Below are 16,768 nucleotides of genomic sequence, written 5' to 3'. Positions count from 1 at the left end.
AAAAAGTTATGATTTTAGAAGCAGCAATAGGCGATGCATACGGTGCAGGTTTTGAGTTTAGAGACCTTGATTTTATCACTCCAAACAATAATCTGACTCAGTATTTTAAACACGGAATGTATACCGAGATTTATAAAAGATATACTGATGATACGCAAATGGCAATTGCGATTTCAGAATTGCTTTTGGAAGAGGATAATTGGAACGAAATTAAAGTAGCCGATAAGTTTGTTGAGGTGTTTCACAGAGATAAAAGACGCGGTTATTCAGACAGAGTTTACAATGCTTTAGATGCCAGTAAAAATGGTTCTGATTTTCTCAAGATAATCGACAACGGAAGCAGTGGGAATGGTTCTGCAATGCGAGCTTATTCCATTGGATATTTAAAAGATGTTAAGCAGATATTGGAGTTCTGTGAGATTCAGGCAAAAACCTCACATCATACTGTTGAAGGAATAAGCTGTGCCAAACGTATTGCATTAGCGGTTCATTATTTTAAATATAATCTAGGTGATGGATCAACTCTGATAACGTTTTTAAACGAAACTTTAAAAGAGAATGAAAACTATAGAATCACTTCTCCAATCGATATGCACGGATATCCAACCACACAAGCTGTAATTAAAATGGTTTCAGAAGCTGTTTCTATGAAAGATTGCCTAAAAACAGGAATTGGTTATGGTGGAGATACTGATACCGTTGCAGCATTGTCTATGGCAATTTTAAGTCAAAAGCAAAATTGTGAGAAGACATTGCCCTCGTTTCTATATGAAGAGTTAGAGAATGATAAATTCGGAAAAGATTTTCTCATAAAATTGGATGTAGCTCTGAATAACAAGTTTATTTAATCATGAAAAGAACCTTAGTTTTTGGTGATATTCACGGCGGATTAAAAGCCTTAATTCAGTTATTAGAAAGAATTGATTATTCAGAAAATGACCGATTTATTTTTCTGGGAGATTATGTTGACGGCTGGAGCGAATCCAAAAAATTGATTGATTTTCTTATTGAATTGTCTCAAAAACAGGAATGTATTTTTATCAGAGGAAATCATGATGCCTGGTGTCAGGAATGGTTAGAGAATGATGTTATAAACGATGTTTGGTTTTTGCACGGAGGAAAATCAACGATAGAAAGTTATGCCGATATTGCCTTTTCAGAAAAAGAAAAACATCGTCATTTTTTCAATCAAATGAAAGATTATTTTGTAGACGAAAATAACAATTTGTTTATTCATGCTGGATTTTCATCTATGCATGGGCCAGAAAAAGAACATTACAAAACCAATTATTCATGGGATAGAACTTTGTGGGAAATGGCTCTGACAATGGATAAAAGAATTCAGAAAAATTCCATTTTATACCCAAAAAGATTATTGCTTTTTAATGAAATTTATATTGGTCATACGCCAACATTAAATTATGATGTCGAAATTCCAATGCAGGGATGCAATGTTTGGAATATAGATACCGGAGCAGGTTTTTATGGAAAGTTGAGCTGTATAGATGTCGAAACGAAGCAATTTTGGCAAAGTGATGCTGTGCAGACATTTTATCCAAATGAAAAAGGAAGAAATAAGTAAATTATACGTTGAAGTACTCAACGAAATTTTGCCACAGATTACACGAATTAACACAGGTTAAAACTAATAGAAGTCGATTAAAAAAATCCTTATAATCTTTTTAATCTGTGGCTCTAAAAAAATAGTCCACTAAGCGGGCAGTCAGATTAAGTAGTATGAAAAGAATTTTTAGATCACCCGAAGAAATACCATTGCAGAATGATGTCAAAACCATTTTTTTAGCTGGTTCTATAGAAATGGATAAAGCGATTAACTGGCAATTACATTGCGAAGAACAGTTGCAAGACAAATACATTATTTTTAATCCCAGAAGAAAGGAATGGGACAGCAGTTGGTCACAAACGATAGAAAATCCTAATTTTAAAGAGCAGGTTAATTGGGAACTTAATGCATTAGAAAAAGCCGACATCATTATCATGTATTTTGTAGCCAATACCATGTCACCTATTTCTTTACTGGAATTTGGGCTTTATGCACAATCTAAAAAGATGAAAGTGGTTGTGGAAGAAGATTTTTGGCGTAAAGGGAATATTGATATTGTTTGCGAAAGATACGGAGTAGAGCAGTTTAAAACTTTAGACGAGTTAGTACAGAATTTACTTGACTAAAAGAAAAGTGGAGAAATGATGAAAAGTAAAATAGAATCAGGTTTATTTGGTGTTGCCATTGGTGATGCTTTAGGTGTTCCAGTTGAATTTAAATCCAGAGAAAAATTAAAAGAAAATCCGGTTGTAGATATGATGGGGTTCATGTCGTGGAATCAGCCTCCTGGAACTTTTAGTGATGATAGTTCGCTGGCTTTTTGTACTGCTGAAAGTCTCTGCAAAGGTTATGATATCGAAGATATGGCTCTGACTTTTGTAAAATGGATGCAGGAAGGATATTGGGGAGCGCATAACAAAGTATTTGATATTGGCGGCACTACAAAACATTCTTTGGCAAGAGTTGTAAAAGGAGAATCGGCTAGGAATTCGGGTAATTTTTTTGAAGAAGATAATGGCAATGGCTCTTTAATGCGTATTTTGCCATTAGTTTTTTATCTTCAGAAAGAGAATGATATTGAAGTTATCTATAAAAAGGTAAAAGAAGTTTCATCAATTACACACGCTCATTTTCGTTCAGGGTTTGCCTGTTTTATTTATGTTGTATATTGTTTGGAGATTTTAAAAGATAAAGATAAATTCGAAGCTTATAAAGAAATGCAAAACGTTCTTTCGAAGTTTTTAGAAGATAAAAAATATAATCCTGTCGAAATTCAACTATTTGAAAAGCTATTGAAAAATGATATTTGGACATATCCTGAAAATGAAATTCGGGCATCTGGGTATGTACTGCATAGTTTAGAAGCCAGTTTTTGGTGTTTTTTAAATTCTGATTCGTATGAAAAAACAGTTTTAAAAGCAGTTAACTTAGGAGAAGATACCGATACAACGGGTGCAATTGCTGGAGGATTGGCAGGAATTTATTACGGAATTGAAAATATTCCAGAAAAGTGGATTGACAATTTGGCAAGATCCAATGATATTGAAGATTTAGCATACCGATTATCACAAAAAATATAAATAGAAAAAATATATGAACCCACTATTATTAACCGATGGTTACAAAGTTGACCACAGAAGACAATACCCAGACGGAACAAGTTTAGTATATTCTAACTGGACACCAAGAAAATCAAGACTTGAAGAAGTTGATGAGGTAATCTTTTTCGGATTGCAGTATTTCATTAAAAAATACATTATTCATGATTTTGAAGAGTATTTCTTCAAACAGCCAAAAGAAGAAGTAATTAAAAAATATTCTCGTAGAATCAATAATTATTTAGGCGAAAATCAAGTTGGAACCAAACATATCGAAGATTTACACGATTTAGGATATATTCCGATGGTTTTTAAAGCATTGCCGGAAGGAGCAAGTGTTCCGTTAAGAGTGCCAATGTTTACGATGTACAATACCATTCCGGAGTTTTTCTGGCTTACGAATTATTTTGAAACTTTGCTTTCAGCTGTAATTTGGTTGCCTTGTAATTCAGCAACTATTGCAAAAGAATACCGAAAAGTATTGGATAAATATGCTGCAGAAACTTCTTCTGTTCCAGAATTTGTAGATTGGCAGGCGCACGATTTCTCCATGAGAGGAATGGGAGGAATCGAAGCTTCTATAACTTCTGCTGCTGGGCATTTATTGAGCTTTACAGGTTCTGATACGATTCCGGCGATTGATTTCTTAGAAGAATATTACAAAGCCAACTCAGATCAGGAATTAGTAGCAGGTTCCGTTGCCGCTACAGAGCATTCTGTAATGTGTATGGGAACAACAGAAGGCGAGTATGAAACTTTCAAAAGATTAATTACAGAAGTATATCCAAAAGGAATTGTTTCTATCGTTTCGGATACCTGGGATTTATGGAAAGTTTTAACGGATTATCTTCCAAGGTTGAGAGAAGATATCGTTTCAAGAGAAGGTAAAGTGGTGATTCGTCCTGATAGCGGTGATCCAATTCTAATTATCTGTGGAAATCCTGATGGGAAAACAGAACAAGAAAGAAAAGGGGTAATCGAATTGCTTTGGGATGTTTTTGGCGGTACAACAAATGCTAAAGGATTCAAGGAATTGGTGCCTCAGATTGGAGCTATTTACGGAGATAGTATTACGGTAGCAAGAGCGACTCAAATTTGCGAAAGATTAAAAGAAAAAGGATTTGCTTCTACCAATGTTGTTTTGGGAATAGGATCTTTCACATACCAGTATAACACAAGAGATACTTTCGGATTTGCGATGAAAGCAACTTACGGAGAAGTAAACGGAGAAGGAAGAGCGATTTTTAAAGATCCGATTACAGACGACGGAACTAAAAAATCAGCTAAAGGATTGATGAAAATTGAATTGATTGACGGCAAGTACCACTTAAGTGATAATGTTTCCTGGGAAGAAGAAAAACAAGGCGAATTGAAAGAAGTTTTTAGAGATGGAAAACTTTTAATAGATCAATCGTTAAATGAAATCAGAACGAGAGTAAAAAGCGAAATAAGTATCGAAGCTTAATTATAAAAATGAAAGCCTGAATGTAAGTTCAGGCTTTTTTGTATAGTATTGTCATTTCGACCGAAGGGAGAAATCGCACTAGAAACTCCGCAAAGCATATCGCCAATCTCTGTCGAATCCCGAGTGTGATTTCTCCCTTCGCTCGAAATGACAAGTTTACTTATTTCTTATAAAAATTATTATGATCAATATACTCCCAAACTTTTGGAGGTAATAAAGGCTGAATATTTTTCCCCTCTTTAATACTGTTTCGAATAAAAGTAGAAGAAATCTCTACAATCGGTGCATCGATAACATGAATTTTTGGATGCGATTTTAATTCGACATTTTCGGGTTCGTCCGAAATTCTCGGATACACATAAATATCATGGTTTTCTAGAATTACTTCATAATTTCTCCATTTATGAAGCGTTTTTAAATTGTCTTCTCCCATAATTAAAGAAAATTTATGATTGGGATATTTCTCTTTTAAATGTTCAAGTGTAATAACAGTATAGCTCGGCTGAGGTAATTTAAACTCAATATCCGACGGTTTTATCTTTGGGTAATCTTCTGTTGCCAGAAAAACCATTTGAAGGCGTTGTTGATCGTCTAATAAAGTCGCTTTCTTCTTCAATGGATTATGAGGCGTAACCACCATCCAAATCTGATCTAAATCGGCAAACTCAGCCATGTGATTGGCAATGATTAAATGTCCAACGTGAATAGGATTATATGTTCCGAAATAAAGGCCTATTTTCATTTTTTGTAGTTTCACAGAGATTCGCTAAGATAGCACAAAGATTCGCAAAGTTTAAAATAATACTTTTGCGAATCTCTGTGTTTTTTCTTTGTGTATCTCTGCGGAATAAGATTACTTATTAACGAATTCTTTCACTAATTGATAAGCTTCTTTTTTAGCCGTATCTAAATCGTAGTTTTTGATGATAGTATCAAACTGTGGAGCTGTAGCCAATTCAACAGAAGCTTTTGCAATGCGCATGTTGATTTTATCTTCACTTTCTGTAGAACGCTGTTTTAATCGGCGTTTTAATTCGTCAACACTTGGTGGTTTTACGAAAACAGCTAAGGTTTGTTCAGGAAATTTATGTTTAATACGTAATCCTCCGGCAACATCAATGTCAAAAATAACATTTTTCCCCATAGCCCAGATTCTTTCGATTTCGGCTTTTAAGGTTCCGTAAAAATTATCACGGTACACTTCTTCCCATTCTAAGAATTCTTCGGCTTTAATATGTTTTTTGAATTGTTCCAGCGAAATAAAATAATAATCTTTTCCGTGTTCTTCCTCTCCGCGTGGGTCACGAGATGCTGCCGAGATCGAAAATTCTAAGTTTAAATCTTCTTTCCCTAATAAATGTTTTACGATAGTTGTTTTTCCTGATCCTGATGGTGCTGAAAAAACAATTAATTTTCCTTTGTTCATTATGTATGCTTTAGGCTTTAGCAGTACGCTTTAAGCTTTATTTTTGTATAGTATTTACAATACGTTTAATACCTGCTCCTTAATCTTCTCTAATTCATCCTTCATCATGACAACCAATTTCTGCATTTGTGCATGATTGGATTTGGAACCCATGGTATTGATTTCACGACCCATTTCCTGAGTGATAAAACCAAGTTTACGTCCGTTAGCTTCATTTCCACCCAAAGTTTCAATGAAATAATCCAAATGATTGGTTAAACGAACTTTTTCTTCGGTAATATCTAATTTTTCTAAATAATAGATCAATTCCTGCTCAAAACGGTTTTCATCTACATTAACTTGTAGTTCTGAAATTGCAGTTTGCAGACGGTCTTTAATTGCCTGAACACGTTCTGGATCAAGAGCCAAAGCATCATTCATATATTGGCGAATATTTCCAATTCGTAAATTGAATTCTTTTTCAAGAGATTCTCCTTCGTCTTTGCGGAAACTTAAGATGTTTTGAAGCGCTTCATCAATAATTACCTGAATTTGCTCCCAGTCATTTTCATCAATTTCTTCGCGTTCTGTTTTTAGGGTATCCGGCATGCGAACTGCCATTTTCATTAGTTCCGTTTCATCGGCATTCTGATAAACCTCTCTCAATTGTGCAATATAATTTTTTACAACAGGAACGTTTACTTTAGTTGAAGTTTGTTCTGCAGTACTTTCTACATAAATAGCAAAATCGATTTTTCCTCTTTCCAGTTTAGTTGAAATCTGCGTTCGTAAGCCCAATTCCATTTCACGATAAAGCGATGGCATTCTTACATTTAAATCTAAACCTTTACTGTTTAAGGATTTTACTTCAACCGTGATTTTTTTTGTTGGCAATTGCAAAGAAGCTTTGCCAAACCCTGTCATAGATTGTATCATATAATTGAGTATAAAGGCGCAAAGATAATTAAAAGTTTGCTCTGTTTATGACGTAAAATACTATTCTCTGCGAGAGAAAAGCCGTTTAATGTCTTTTTTCTAAAATTTTACCGATTGTCAATGGTAATTTGGGCGTGACCTTGTTGCAATAAAAGGGCAAACTTACTTTGTGAGTATTCGCCCTTTTATTGCAACAAGGTCGCGCTATCCGGGCTACTTCGGTAGCTTCCTTCTATCCCTCACGCGGGCAATCGTATTTAAAAGAGTATTTATCTAACTCAAAGCCTTTATTACTTCAGCAACATTTTTCTGGCTGTTGCCAATGTAAATTTTTCCATCAATTATAAAAACCGGACGACTTAAAAAAGTATAATGTTCTAAAATATATTTTTTAAAATCAGCTTCGGTCAGCGATTTGTTTTTTAAATCCATTGACTTATACAATTGCGCTTTTTTACTGAACAACGCTTCATAACTGCCCGAAAGTTTATACATTTCTTCCAGTTGTTCTTCGGTAATCGGATCTTGTCTGATATCCTGAAAAACCAAATCGTTTTCAGGTAAACTTTTGATAATTTTTCGGCAAGTATCGCAAGATGCTAAATAGTATATTTTGTTCATGATTTTTTGAATTTTATTAGACTACAAAGAAAATCCATTTGAAACTTAAAAATGCCTAATTTTAGAAAAAAAATAAATATATGAGTTCAGTTTTTGAAGTACAAAAAACAATAAGAGAAATTCTTTTGAAGATTTTAGAGAATCATTCGTTAGAACAGTTGAATAAAATTCCTCAGGGTTTTAACAATAATATTATTTGGAACATCGGACATTGTGTTTCTTCGCAACAAGTTTTGGTTTATAAATTATCAGGTCTTCCAACAATGGTTTCAGAAGAATTCATTCAGAAGTACAAAAAAGGAAGTAAACCGGAAGGCGATGTTTCACAGGCTGAGGTTGATGAGATAAAAGCATTTCTTTCGTCAACATTAGAAAAAACAAAAAATGATTTCGCAAGTGGTCTGTTTACAGATTATCATGAATATACTACTAGTATGGGATTTACTTTGAGTAATGTTCAGGACGCTCTGGACTTTAATAATTACCACGAAGGTATTCATACCGGTATGGCCATGACTTTGAGAAAATTGGTTTAAATAAAAAATCCCGCTTCAGCGGGATTTTTTTTATTCTATTATAGTCTCAATTGTGACTTTCATTGCGCCGGCACCTTTCTGTTTAGTGATGTCCATAAAAGCTCTTTTGGATAAGTCTATTTCGCGTGTTTTTACAAAAGGACCACGGTCTGTAATTTTTACGATAACAAATTTTCCGTTGGCTTCGTTTGTTACTTTTACTCGTGTTCCAAAAGGAAGTTTTTTATGAGCAGCAGTATATTGGTTGTTGTTGAATCGGGCACCGCTTGCAGTTCTTTTTCCATTAAAACGATCTGCGTAGTAGGAGGCATGAGCGTTTTTTTTGTATGGTTTTAGTTTTAAACCTTTGTCTGTAAATATTGAGTCTACAGGTAATGCAATAATGTTCGGTCTTGCATTTTTAACCGTGTCCTGAATAATTTTAGGTTCTGTTGTAGGTTTGGTTTGGCTTATGACATAAGTAAAGCCGCTAATTAGAGTCAGAGCGATTGTGGCGAATAAAATGTTTTTTTTATTTCTCATGGGTTATTTTTTTTCAGACTTGGGGGGAGTTTGTACAAATAATATGCCGAGATAAAAAAAGCCCTGATAAAAGGGCTTTTAATTGGTATTTTCTAGAACCAAAGGTTCCAAGGAATTCTACTTAAGATAAGTAATAATCCTAATCCGTAAAAAATAGCAAAGGTTTTAAATTTAGCTTCGCTGTTGATTAATTTTTTATGTTTAGACCATCCAATTGTAATTAGGACGATAGCAATAAGATTAATTAAAGGGTGTTCTAATGATGTTAATCTAAGTTCTGCATTAGACATTTGTCCAAAAGCTGCTTTTCCAAGTGGAGAAACAAAATATAGTATCAAACCGACTAATAATTGTGTATGAATACCAATTAAAGCAAATAAAGCGATTTTACGATCCTTAGCAGTAAATTCTTTTTTTGAAGTAAATCCGATGATTGCATTTACCACGGCAACTAGTAAAAGAAGCAATGCCAGATATGCCCATCCGGAGTGAAATTTTTGTAGAAAATTATACATAAATCTTGTTTTTTGTTTGAAACAAATATAACAAAAAAGCCTAAAAAAAACGGCATTAAACTTAAAAGTCAATGCCGTTTTTATTATTTAGGATGGTTCTTTATTAGTTGAAAGAGTATCTAGCTCCAACTTGCATTTGCCATCTTGATGATTGTAAACCTACGTCATCAATTTGGTTTTTAACATTACTTGTAGTACTTGGATTAAAAGTGAATGTTGGAGTTGTTCCATCTGCTAAGAATCCACTGTGTTTAAGAACTAAGATCTGATCGTTTGACATAAAGTATCTTCTTCCCCAGTTTTTGTTTAACAAGTTTGTAAAGTTAAAGATGTCAGCTGTAAATTCTAATTTATGACTTTTCTTATTAACATTGATTGAGAATTCCTGAGCAATTTTCACATCTACAACATGACTCCAGTCTAAACGATCTCCGTTACGTTCTGCATATTTACCTCTTCTGCTGTTCAAATATTTATCATGAGAGATATAATTATTAAAAGCGTCCCATTGTTGATCTGCTGTCATTGTCGCAGTAGGAGTGAAAATTATTTCACCTTTGTTAGCAGGAACATAAATTAAAGCTGAAGGCTGAAAAGTATCACGCAATAAGTTACCAGTGTCATCATAAACATAGCTAAAAGGAGTTCCTTGAGTACCTTCGTAGAAAAGACCAATCGTAGTTTTAATTGATTTATTCCATTTGAATTTTATAGAAGAATTAGCAAGTACTCTTGATCCTTGATCAAAATCAGATCTAGATACTCCGGAAATCGCATTTGAACCGTTAACCGTTTCTATGTATTGCCATTGTGAACTGTTTTGAGAACTTGTTGCATCCATCCAAACATATGACTCTCCATAAGCATAAGTTGCTGAAATATTTGCATCAATAAAATCTGATGTGAAGTTCTTAGCTACAGTAAAGTTTGTGTTCCATGAGCTTCCTGCTTTTTTATTAGATGCTAAATAAATACCTTGGTAAGTATTATCGATACGAACATTTCCGTTGTATCTTGGTCTGTTGTCTGCTCCTGTTAAATGAGTTACAGGTGCGTCAATGTTTAAGTTTTGGTATTGGATTGAGTTAAGGTTTTCATTCCAAATTGCCTCAGCAGTTATTACCCAGCCAGCACCTAATTTACGATCTAAAGCTAAACTAGTTTTCAAAACTTGTGGAAGCTTAAAATCTTTAGCAAATAAATCGATATTTCCACCTACTTTCCCGCTTCCAGGTAATGGAGCTGGAGGAACAACACCACTTAATTGGCTGTCAATATTAGTGTTAGGATTGAAATCTGGTGTAGGAGTAGCAGTAGCATTGTTTATTTGGATACTGTTTTGAGAAATACCGTTGTTATTGTATGCTCCACCTGGCCATACTAATGGAACTCTTGATGTAAATACACCAATACCCCCTCTAACTTGAGTAATTTTTTCACCGTCAACATCGTAGTTAAAACCGATTCTTGGTGAGAAATGTACTGTGCTTTTAATAGGTTGACCAACTTTTGCTCCTTTTAAATCTTTTCCTTTAGCTTCTAAAAGGCCAATTGTTCTTGTATTAAAATCTTCATTCACAAGTCCATCATACCATACTGGCATATCAGCTCTTACACCAACATTTAAGCGGAAGTTATCAGATACTCTGATGTTGTCTTGAACATATAAACCAAATTGATTCATGTTGAAATCAGCAGCTCCTTTAGAGTCATCTCCTGAACCACCAAATAATGAATATCCTAGACGATAACGGTATGCCTTAACTCCTGTCATAAAATCGCTTACGCTATTGTAATCATACGCTCCGTAGTTTCTATTGATAAATACGTTTTTAGCGTGAGATAATTCATTGTGAGTACCAATTAAAATATTATGTTTACCCACATTAATTTCAAAGTTATCTGTAATAGTTAAGACTCTTTGGTTTAATAAGTTCGCTGTTGAACTTGCTTCAGATCCAAAATAAATCGTTGCACCAACACCATCTCTAATAGTTACCGTTGGGAATGGATCTCCAGATGCATCTCTATCATCATTTACAGTTGTGTATCCAACAACTAAGTTATTCGAAAATTTATTGTTGAATCTAGTGTTTAATTCTAACGATGCTGAATTTGTAATAGATTCAAAAGATTGAGCACCGTTCAAGAAATTAATTGCAGTGTTTGAAGAACGGAATGGAGAAAAGTTTGTAGCTTTTACATAACTGTTTTTAACAGATAATTTATTATTATCATTAATGTTCCAGTCAACCTTAGCAATTAATTTATCACTTGTTAATGATAATTTATTATTTTGATATGTTCCAGGGTTGTAATTATAGGTGTTTATTAAATAATTACTTAAAGCTTCTAGCCCTGCTGCTTTTGTAGTTCCTGTGTAATTTGCAATATCAAAAGGCTGTGGTGTTTCATTTTCCTGTCTTTCATAGTTAATGAAGTAGAATAATTTATCTTTTAAAATTGCTCCACCAGCTCTAACACCATAAGTTTGTGCTGTAAAATCACCCAATCTTTTTCTCTCAACACCACTTCCGCTGCGTGTTGGAGTCTTTCCTGCCAAAGATTGATCTCTGTATAAGAAATAAGCAGAACCGTCAAAGTTATTTGTTCCAGAACGTGTAATTGCACTAATTGCACCTCCGGCAAATCCTGATAATTTAACATCGTAAGGAGAAACACTCACCTGGAATTGCTCAATTGCATCTAATGAAATTGGAGAAACTCCTGTTTGTCCACCGTTTGTACCGTTTGCAGCTAATCCGAAAACGTCGTTGTTTACAGCTCCGTCAATGTAGATTGCATTAAATCTGTTATTTTGTCCGCCAATTGAGATTACATCATCATTACGCATTTGAGCTTGAGGTGTAAGTCTGGCAAAATCAGCAATATTTCTAGATAAAGAAGGTAATTCTGTTATCTTTTCGTGATCGATAATTGTTTGAGATCCAGTCTTTTTAGAGTTGAAAGTTGGGTCTTTTTTACCTACAACTACAACTTCACTAAGTTGGTTTGTTTCGTCTTTTAAGACAACTTTTAAACTTTTAGAATCACCAAGTTGTAAATAAACTCCTGACTCTGTGTAGGTTGTGAAACCAATGAAAGTCACTTCGATTTTGTAAGGACCACCAACACGCATGTTAGAGATTCTAAAGTGACCATCAAAATCCGTTGTGGTTGAGTAACGGCTACCTGAAGCCTCGTGAACTGCAAGAATCGTTGCTCCTGGCAGGGACTTGTTTTGCGAATCGTAAACAACTCCATTGATAGAAGAAGTTGTGTTACCTTGTGCATAAATATCTCCTGCATAAATAAACGCTAAAAGCAGTAAGAGAAACTTTGACAATTTTTTCATCTGTTTTGTTATTTGTTTTTGGCAAAATTATAACAATTAACTCAGATAATGTTATCGAAATGTTAAGAAAAATAACTTTTGTCTTTTGTGTTGCGCATTAAAATGAATTTTTCTCTTTTTGATAAAAAAAATATTGATTTGTTGAATTTTGATATGTCTTTTTTGTTAAAAATGCAATTATTTGAATTGTGTTGTAGTCCATAACGCGCAAATTGACGACTTTTTAATACTTTTTGTCGGTATTTTATACGAAAAAACGCCTTAATTTCGATTAAATTAAGGCGTTTCAAAATGTTATGAAATTTTTAAATTTCTGGTTTTATTTATTTTTTAGGAAATGATTCAACAAAAATGAAGTTGAACTATCATGACTTTTAACAGTTTTAGAATTGATCTCGTCAAGGATAGAATTAGCTAATTGTTTTCCTAATTCAACTCCCCATTGATCAAAACTGAAAATATTCCAGATAACGCCTTGCACGAAAATTTTATGTTCATATAGTGCAATTAAAGAGCCTAAACTTTTTGGTGTAAGCTTCTGAATTAAAATGGTGTTGGTAGGTTTATTTCCTGTAAATACTTTAAAAGGTAATAGGTAAGAAGCTTTATCTGCTGAAAGTCCTTGTTTGTCAAATTCTGCCTGAACCTGAGCTTCTGTTTTTCCATTCATTAAAGCTTCTGTCTGAGCGAAGAAATTGGACATTAATTTATCGTGGTGATCTTCGTTTCCATAAAGTGGTTTTACGAATCCAACGAAATCTGTTGGGATTCTTTTTGTTCCCTGGTGAATTAACTGGAAGAAAGCGTGCTGAGAGTTTGTTCCCGGTTCTCCCCAGATGATAGTTCCCGTTTGGTAGTTAACAGGTTTGCCATCACGGCCAACACTTTTTCCGTTGCTTTCCATGAAAGCCTGTTGTAAATAGGGAGCTAATTTTGATAAATATTGTGTGTACGGAATCAAAGCTTCACTTTCAGCACCATAAAAATTATTGTACCAAATACTTAACAAAGCCAAAATTGTCGGAATGTTTTCGTCAAATTCTGCAGATTTGAAATGCTCATCCATTTCATTAGCGCCTTTCAATAAATCATTATAATTATCAAAACCAACGGCTAAAGCGATACTTAGACCAACTGCGCTCCATAAAGAAAATCTTCCTCCAACCCAGTCCCACATTGGGAAAACATTGTCTGGATTAATTCCAAATTCTGTTACTTTCTGAATGTTTGTCGAAACTGCTACGAAATGTTTTGCAATATCTTCCTGAGAAGCTGATTTTAAAAACCATTCTTTAATAGTTTCTGAATTCGAAAGTGTTTCCTGAGTTGTAAAAGTTTTAGAAACAATAACAAATAAAGTAGTTTCAGGATTTAGTTTTTTGATGATTTCGTTTACGTGATCGCCATCAACATTAGAAACGAAATGAGTATTTAGATGGTTTTTGTAAAACTGTAAAGCTTCTACAGCCATAACTGGTCCTAAGTCAGAACCACCAATTCCGATATTTACAATGTCAGTAAAAGCTTTTCCTGTGTATCCTTTTCTTTGACCGGAAATAACTTCTTCTGTAAATTGTTTGATTTTATTTTTTACTTCGAAAACTTCTGGAATTACATTTTCTCCATCAACAGTAATAACTGCTGATTCTGGAGCGCGTAAAGCAGTGTGTAATACAGCGCGATTTTCAGTTTGGTTGATTAATTCTCCTCCAAAATATTGAGAAATTGCATCTTTTAATCCAATTGAATTTGCTAATTCTAATAAAAGAGAAACAGTTTCCTGACTGATGTTGTTTTTTGAGTAATCTACTAAAAAGTCATTCCATTGTAAATGAAATTTTTCGGCACGTGCACTATCTTGTTGAAACAATTCTTGTATTGTGGTTTCGTGAATTGCGTTATAGTGATTTTGGAGATTTTTCCACGCTTCAGTCCCGGTTGGGTTTGTTGTGTTTAAAGCCATTTTTATCTATAATTGAGTTTGTTTTCTGAAACACAAAAATACTGAAATAACTTTTAAAAGGGGAACGGTTCACGATTATATAACAATTAGTTACGAAAACGTTTTATGTTGTATTTTGCCTTTGTAGCTTATCCTGCAATAGCGAGTCTTATAAAATGGAGTTTGTTTGAAATAAACTTAAATTGCCAGATATAACTGAATTCACTTTCAGAATGATAATCGGTATATTCATCAAAATCTTCAATAATTTTGGAATGCGTCATATAATTGTATGAAATGCTGATTTCATCATTTTCAATATAAATCATGTATTCAATCTGAACAAATCCATTGTCTTCAATTGTTTTAAACATTCCTTTGTTTTTGTAATAATTGATGTCGTTAAGATGATTTTGCTGAAAACTTCTTTTAATAGTTTCTTTTCTACAGTATTATCTTTTTGCTCATAGCTAAAATTAAAATTGCTTTTTAATTCGGTAATTTTATCCTGATTAACGAGTTCTTTAAAATTTTTAAGTTGTGAAGTCAGCTCTTTTTTCTGATCTTCTAAAGTCTTGGTTATGTCTTTTAAGAAGGTAATGTTCTTCTTTTCTATGTCATTTAAAGCAACTTTTTTGTTGTCTCCAATTGATTTGTACCAGGGTTTGCTTTCAAAATACTCCTGAAATCTTGAATTTTCAAACGTATATCCATTTCTTGCATAAATCTCATTAGTTAATAGTCTGATGTTGTCACTGTTTAAACCTTTAATCTGTTCTTTTTTGATTAAGTGTGTTTTGCATGAAGAACAGTCTTTTAATGTTTGTCCGGAAACAGATTGTATAAATAATAAAAGAGTTAGACTCAATGCTATTTTAAATAATGTATTGGGAGTAGTCATCTTAAAAAAATAAGTTACAGATCTGAAAAATTATAATATCGTTTTGCGGTTTTACTTTATTAGTAGTTGATATTTAAAATTACCAAAACTTCCACCACGGTTTCTTATTAATCTCTATAACTTTCTTGTTAATATCAACATCAATTCTTTTTGGAGATTCTGTTTTAATTTTAGAATCATCAAAAAATAATAATCCATTTTCATCCATTCCAAGTGGCAATTTGGTTCTTTCTTTCCATTCTTCGGTTTGTAATTCCGGAATTAAAGGCAAATCGATTTTTTCGCGAAAGCGTTTTTGAGCTTTTTCTATAATTTCTTCTTCTAAATTGGAAGAGGAATTTTTAAAAAGTGAAATAGAAATATCAGGAATATTCAAAAGGAAAACCTGTGTTTTGTTGTCGATTTTCTGAATATCCAATACTTTAAAATAAGCAATTGAATCTAAAAGAAAATGACCAATTTTTGCAGAATCAGGATTAAATTTTGATAAATCTTTTGGATGGGAACTCGCAATTAAATATCTCAAATTTCCCGAAAGTCCTCCGCCAATCGAGCTCATGTCAGTAAAACCTTTTTCCTGAATAATCTGTCCGACTTTATAATTTAAAATTAGATTTTCAGAGAGATTGGTGTCTCTGTAGAACAATTTTAAACCTGAAAAAGTTTCATGATAAATAGTTCTAAGGCGTGTACTCTTCATTTTGATTCTATTTTTGAATTAAAAACTTAGAAATTTAGATCTCCTGGATTTGAGAAAATACTAAAAATAAATGAAAGAGGAAAAACGATAAGACTAATATAAAATATCGTTTTTCCATGTTTTCTGTCTTCTTCAGAATAGGAATAAACCCTTTCGCCATTTGGAAGCGTTTTCTTTGATTTCCAAAGAGAATATCCAATAACAATTCCAATGCCACCGCCTAAAAGTGAAAAAATGTATCCAGCAATAATCCACGGCTTTTGATTTTCTTCTGGTTTTGCTAAAATTTTTAAACGCTCTTTTTTCAAAGATGCCAGCATATCAGTATCTATAGTTTTGCCTCGTTCTGTTAAAAGTTTTTGAGCGAGCTTATAATCGAAAACATTCCATTCGTCAGAGTTTAAGAGAATCTCATATAACTCTTCATTAGTGAAACTCAATAAATAATAATCTGAATCAATGGTTTCAAGAAGATTTTCAGTTTCATTTTCTAAAATTAATTCCGCTTTTTCAAAATCTGAAGGATCTATTTTTACTTCATATTGATTTTGCAAAGTACTTCCTGAAAATGTAATATCAATAGGAGGAAGATTATCTGCTAAAATAGTTTCTATATTGTTTTTCTTCAATAATACTTCAAGTTCTTTGGCTTGAACTAAGGTTGGGAAATTTCGGAAAGCAATAAAATTTTCAATCATAAAGATGTTG

18 protein-coding genes are annotated in these 16,768 nt (G+C 33.3%); 6 read left to right on the top strand and 12 right to left on the bottom strand.

Annotated features, from left to right (window positions below; genetic code table 11):
* Nucleotides 1-8 precede the first annotated feature (8 nt).
* From HYN56_RS03730 to HYN56_RS03710, 5 genes are all read left to right on the top strand, one after another.
* Entirely contained in the window at nucleotides 9-848 is an 840-nt protein-coding gene (locus tag HYN56_RS03730) for an ADP-ribosylglycohydrolase family protein (protein WP_109190954.1), read from the top strand.
* Between the two features lie 2 nt (nucleotides 849-850).
* Nucleotides 851-1,582, top strand: a complete 732-nt coding sequence (locus HYN56_RS03725; RefSeq protein ID WP_109190953.1) for a metallophosphoesterase family protein — start codon at nucleotides 851-853, stop codon at nucleotides 1,580-1,582.
* A 155-nt stretch (nucleotides 1,583-1,737) separates the two neighbouring features.
* Nucleotides 1,738-2,190 carry a nucleoside 2-deoxyribosyltransferase domain-containing protein gene (locus HYN56_RS03720; protein ID WP_109190952.1) on the top strand — a complete coding sequence of 151 codons (453 nt, stop codon included), beginning with the start codon at nucleotides 1,738-1,740 and terminating at the stop codon, nucleotides 2,188-2,190.
* 18 nt (nucleotides 2,191-2,208) lie between these two features.
* Nucleotides 2,209-3,144 (top strand): ADP-ribosylglycohydrolase family protein, encoded by a 936-nt coding sequence (locus HYN56_RS03715; RefSeq protein WP_109190951.1) that lies wholly within the window; start codon nucleotides 2,209-2,211, stop codon nucleotides 3,142-3,144.
* A gap of 13 nt (nucleotides 3,145-3,157) precedes the next feature.
* On the top strand, nucleotides 3,158-4,627 hold the full coding sequence (locus HYN56_RS03710; protein ID WP_109190950.1) for a nicotinate phosphoribosyltransferase: 1,470 nt from the start codon (nucleotides 3,158-3,160) through the stop codon (nucleotides 4,625-4,627).
* 160 nt (nucleotides 4,628-4,787) lie between these two features.
* On the opposite strand, the gene nadD is transcribed toward HYN56_RS03710, so the two are convergent.
* The 4 genes from nadD to HYN56_RS03690 form a co-directional block, all read right to left on the bottom strand.
* A complete protein-coding gene (gene nadD, locus HYN56_RS03705) occupies nucleotides 4,788-5,369 on the bottom strand; it encodes a nicotinate (nicotinamide) nucleotide adenylyltransferase (protein ID WP_109190949.1) in 582 nt (193 codons plus the stop codon).
* Between the two features lie 111 nt (nucleotides 5,370-5,480).
* Nucleotides 5,481-6,053: a guanylate kinase gene (gmk, locus tag HYN56_RS03700; RefSeq protein WP_109190948.1), complete on the bottom strand. Its 573-nt coding sequence runs from the start codon at nucleotides 6,051-6,053 to the stop codon at nucleotides 5,481-5,483.
* A 54-nt stretch (nucleotides 6,054-6,107) separates the two neighbouring features.
* A complete protein-coding gene (locus HYN56_RS03695) occupies nucleotides 6,108-6,968 on the bottom strand; it encodes a YicC/YloC family endoribonuclease (RefSeq protein ID WP_109190947.1) in 861 nt (286 codons plus the stop codon).
* A 273-nt stretch (nucleotides 6,969-7,241) separates the two neighbouring features.
* A complete protein-coding gene (locus tag HYN56_RS03690) occupies nucleotides 7,242-7,589 on the bottom strand; it encodes an arsenate reductase family protein (RefSeq protein WP_109190946.1) in 348 nt (115 codons plus the stop codon).
* A gap of 80 nt (nucleotides 7,590-7,669) precedes the next feature.
* Here HYN56_RS03690 and HYN56_RS03685 point away from each other — a divergent pair, with 80 nt between their 5' ends.
* Nucleotides 7,670-8,125, top strand: a complete 456-nt coding sequence (locus HYN56_RS03685; protein WP_109190945.1) for a DinB family protein — start codon at nucleotides 7,670-7,672, stop codon at nucleotides 8,123-8,125.
* A 30-nt stretch (nucleotides 8,126-8,155) separates the two neighbouring features.
* Here the strand turns inward: HYN56_RS03685 and HYN56_RS03680 are convergent, their stop codons facing one another.
* The 8 genes from HYN56_RS03680 to HYN56_RS03645 all read right to left on the bottom strand — a co-directional run bounded on the left by HYN56_RS03680 (nucleotide 8,156) and on the right by HYN56_RS03645 (nucleotide 16,758).
* Nucleotides 8,156-8,647 (bottom strand): septal ring lytic transglycosylase RlpA family protein, encoded by a 492-nt coding sequence (locus HYN56_RS03680; protein ID WP_109190944.1) that lies wholly within the window; start codon nucleotides 8,645-8,647, stop codon nucleotides 8,156-8,158.
* Nucleotides 8,648-8,739: 92 nt separating this feature from the next.
* Nucleotides 8,740-9,162 (bottom strand): hypothetical protein, encoded by a 423-nt coding sequence (locus tag HYN56_RS03675; protein ID WP_109190943.1) that lies wholly within the window; start codon nucleotides 9,160-9,162, stop codon nucleotides 8,740-8,742.
* Nucleotides 9,163-9,265: 103 nt separating this feature from the next.
* Nucleotides 9,266-12,517, bottom strand: a complete 3,252-nt coding sequence (locus tag HYN56_RS03670) for a TonB-dependent receptor (protein WP_109190942.1) — start codon at nucleotides 12,515-12,517, stop codon at nucleotides 9,266-9,268.
* Nucleotides 12,518-12,836: 319 nt separating this feature from the next.
* On the bottom strand, nucleotides 12,837-14,480 hold the full coding sequence (gene pgi / locus HYN56_RS03665) for a glucose-6-phosphate isomerase (protein ID WP_109190941.1): 1,644 nt from the start codon (nucleotides 14,478-14,480) through the stop codon (nucleotides 12,837-12,839).
* A 128-nt stretch (nucleotides 14,481-14,608) separates the two neighbouring features.
* Nucleotides 14,609-14,833 carry a hypothetical protein gene (locus HYN56_RS03660; RefSeq protein ID WP_146194566.1) on the bottom strand — a complete coding sequence of 75 codons (225 nt, stop codon included), beginning with the start codon at nucleotides 14,831-14,833 and terminating at the stop codon, nucleotides 14,609-14,611.
* Complete coding sequence (locus HYN56_RS03655; RefSeq protein ID WP_109190939.1) at nucleotides 14,785-15,360, bottom strand: YARHG domain-containing protein; 576 nt, start codon at nucleotides 15,358-15,360, stop codon at nucleotides 14,785-14,787. The genes HYN56_RS03660 and HYN56_RS03655 overlap by 49 nt, the downstream gene beginning before the upstream one ends.
* 79 nt (nucleotides 15,361-15,439) lie before the next feature.
* The gene (locus HYN56_RS03650; RefSeq protein ID WP_109190938.1) at nucleotides 15,440-16,060 is read right to left on the bottom strand and encodes a hypothetical protein; all 621 of its coding nucleotides are present in this window, start codon (nucleotides 16,058-16,060) and stop codon (nucleotides 15,440-15,442) included.
* A gap of 26 nt (nucleotides 16,061-16,086) precedes the next feature.
* The gene (locus HYN56_RS03645; protein WP_109190937.1) at nucleotides 16,087-16,758 is read right to left on the bottom strand and encodes a hypothetical protein; all 672 of its coding nucleotides are present in this window, start codon (nucleotides 16,756-16,758) and stop codon (nucleotides 16,087-16,089) included.
* Nucleotides 16,759-16,768: the final 10 nt, after the last annotated feature.

Source organism: Flavobacterium crocinum (assembly GCF_003122385.1).
GTDB classification, from domain to species: domain Bacteria; phylum Bacteroidota; class Bacteroidia; order Flavobacteriales; family Flavobacteriaceae; genus Flavobacterium; species Flavobacterium crocinum.
The sequence above is the reverse complement of the archived record's forward strand: the minus strand, read 5'-3'. Positions and strand labels throughout refer to the sequence as shown.

Excerpts from the sequence above, each read along its gene's own strand:
- HYN56_RS03650 (WP_109190938.1), bottom strand. The coding sequence starts at position 16,060 with ATGAAGAGTACACGCCTTAGAACTATTTATCATGAAACTTTTTCAGGT.
- HYN56_RS03670 (WP_109190942.1), bottom strand. The coding sequence starts at position 12,517 with ATGAAAAAATTGTCAAAGTTTCTCTTACTGCTTTTAGCGTTTATTTAT.
- HYN56_RS03675 (WP_109190943.1), bottom strand. The coding sequence starts at position 9,162 with ATGTATAATTTTCTACAAAAATTTCACTCCGGATGGGCATATCTGGCA.
- HYN56_RS03690 (WP_109190946.1), bottom strand. The coding sequence starts at position 7,589 with ATGAACAAAATATACTATTTAGCATCTTGCGATACTTGCCGAAAAATT.
- HYN56_RS03710 (WP_109190950.1), top strand. The coding sequence starts at position 3,158 with ATGAACCCACTATTATTAACCGATGGTTACAAAGTTGACCACAGAAGA.
- gmk (WP_109190948.1), bottom strand. The coding sequence starts at position 6,053 with ATGAACAAAGGAAAATTAATTGTTTTTTCAGCACCATCAGGATCAGGA.
- HYN56_RS03730 (WP_109190954.1), top strand. The coding sequence starts at position 9 with ATGATTTTAGAAGCAGCAATAGGCGATGCATACGGTGCAGGTTTTGAG.
- HYN56_RS03720 (WP_109190952.1), top strand. The coding sequence starts at position 1,738 with ATGAAAAGAATTTTTAGATCACCCGAAGAAATACCATTGCAGAATGAT.
- HYN56_RS03715 (WP_109190951.1), top strand. The coding sequence starts at position 2,209 with ATGAAAAGTAAAATAGAATCAGGTTTATTTGGTGTTGCCATTGGTGAT.
- HYN56_RS03680 (WP_109190944.1), bottom strand. The coding sequence starts at position 8,647 with ATGAGAAATAAAAAAAACATTTTATTCGCCACAATCGCTCTGACTCTA.
- nadD (WP_109190949.1), bottom strand. The coding sequence starts at position 5,369 with ATGAAAATAGGCCTTTATTTCGGAACATATAATCCTATTCACGTTGGA.
- HYN56_RS03645 (WP_109190937.1), bottom strand. The coding sequence starts at position 16,758 with ATGATTGAAAATTTTATTGCTTTCCGAAATTTCCCAACCTTAGTTCAA.
- HYN56_RS03660 (WP_146194566.1), bottom strand. The coding sequence starts at position 14,833 with ATGTTTAAAACAATTGAAGACAATGGATTTGTTCAGATTGAATACATG.
- HYN56_RS03695 (WP_109190947.1), bottom strand. The coding sequence starts at position 6,968 with ATGATACAATCTATGACAGGGTTTGGCAAAGCTTCTTTGCAATTGCCA.
- HYN56_RS03685 (WP_109190945.1), top strand. The coding sequence starts at position 7,670 with ATGAGTTCAGTTTTTGAAGTACAAAAAACAATAAGAGAAATTCTTTTG.
- HYN56_RS03655 (WP_109190939.1), bottom strand. The coding sequence starts at position 15,360 with ATGACTACTCCCAATACATTATTTAAAATAGCATTGAGTCTAACTCTT.
- HYN56_RS03725 (WP_109190953.1), top strand. The coding sequence starts at position 851 with ATGAAAAGAACCTTAGTTTTTGGTGATATTCACGGCGGATTAAAAGCC.
- pgi (WP_109190941.1), bottom strand. The coding sequence starts at position 14,480 with ATGGCTTTAAACACAACAAACCCAACCGGGACTGAAGCGTGGAAAAAT.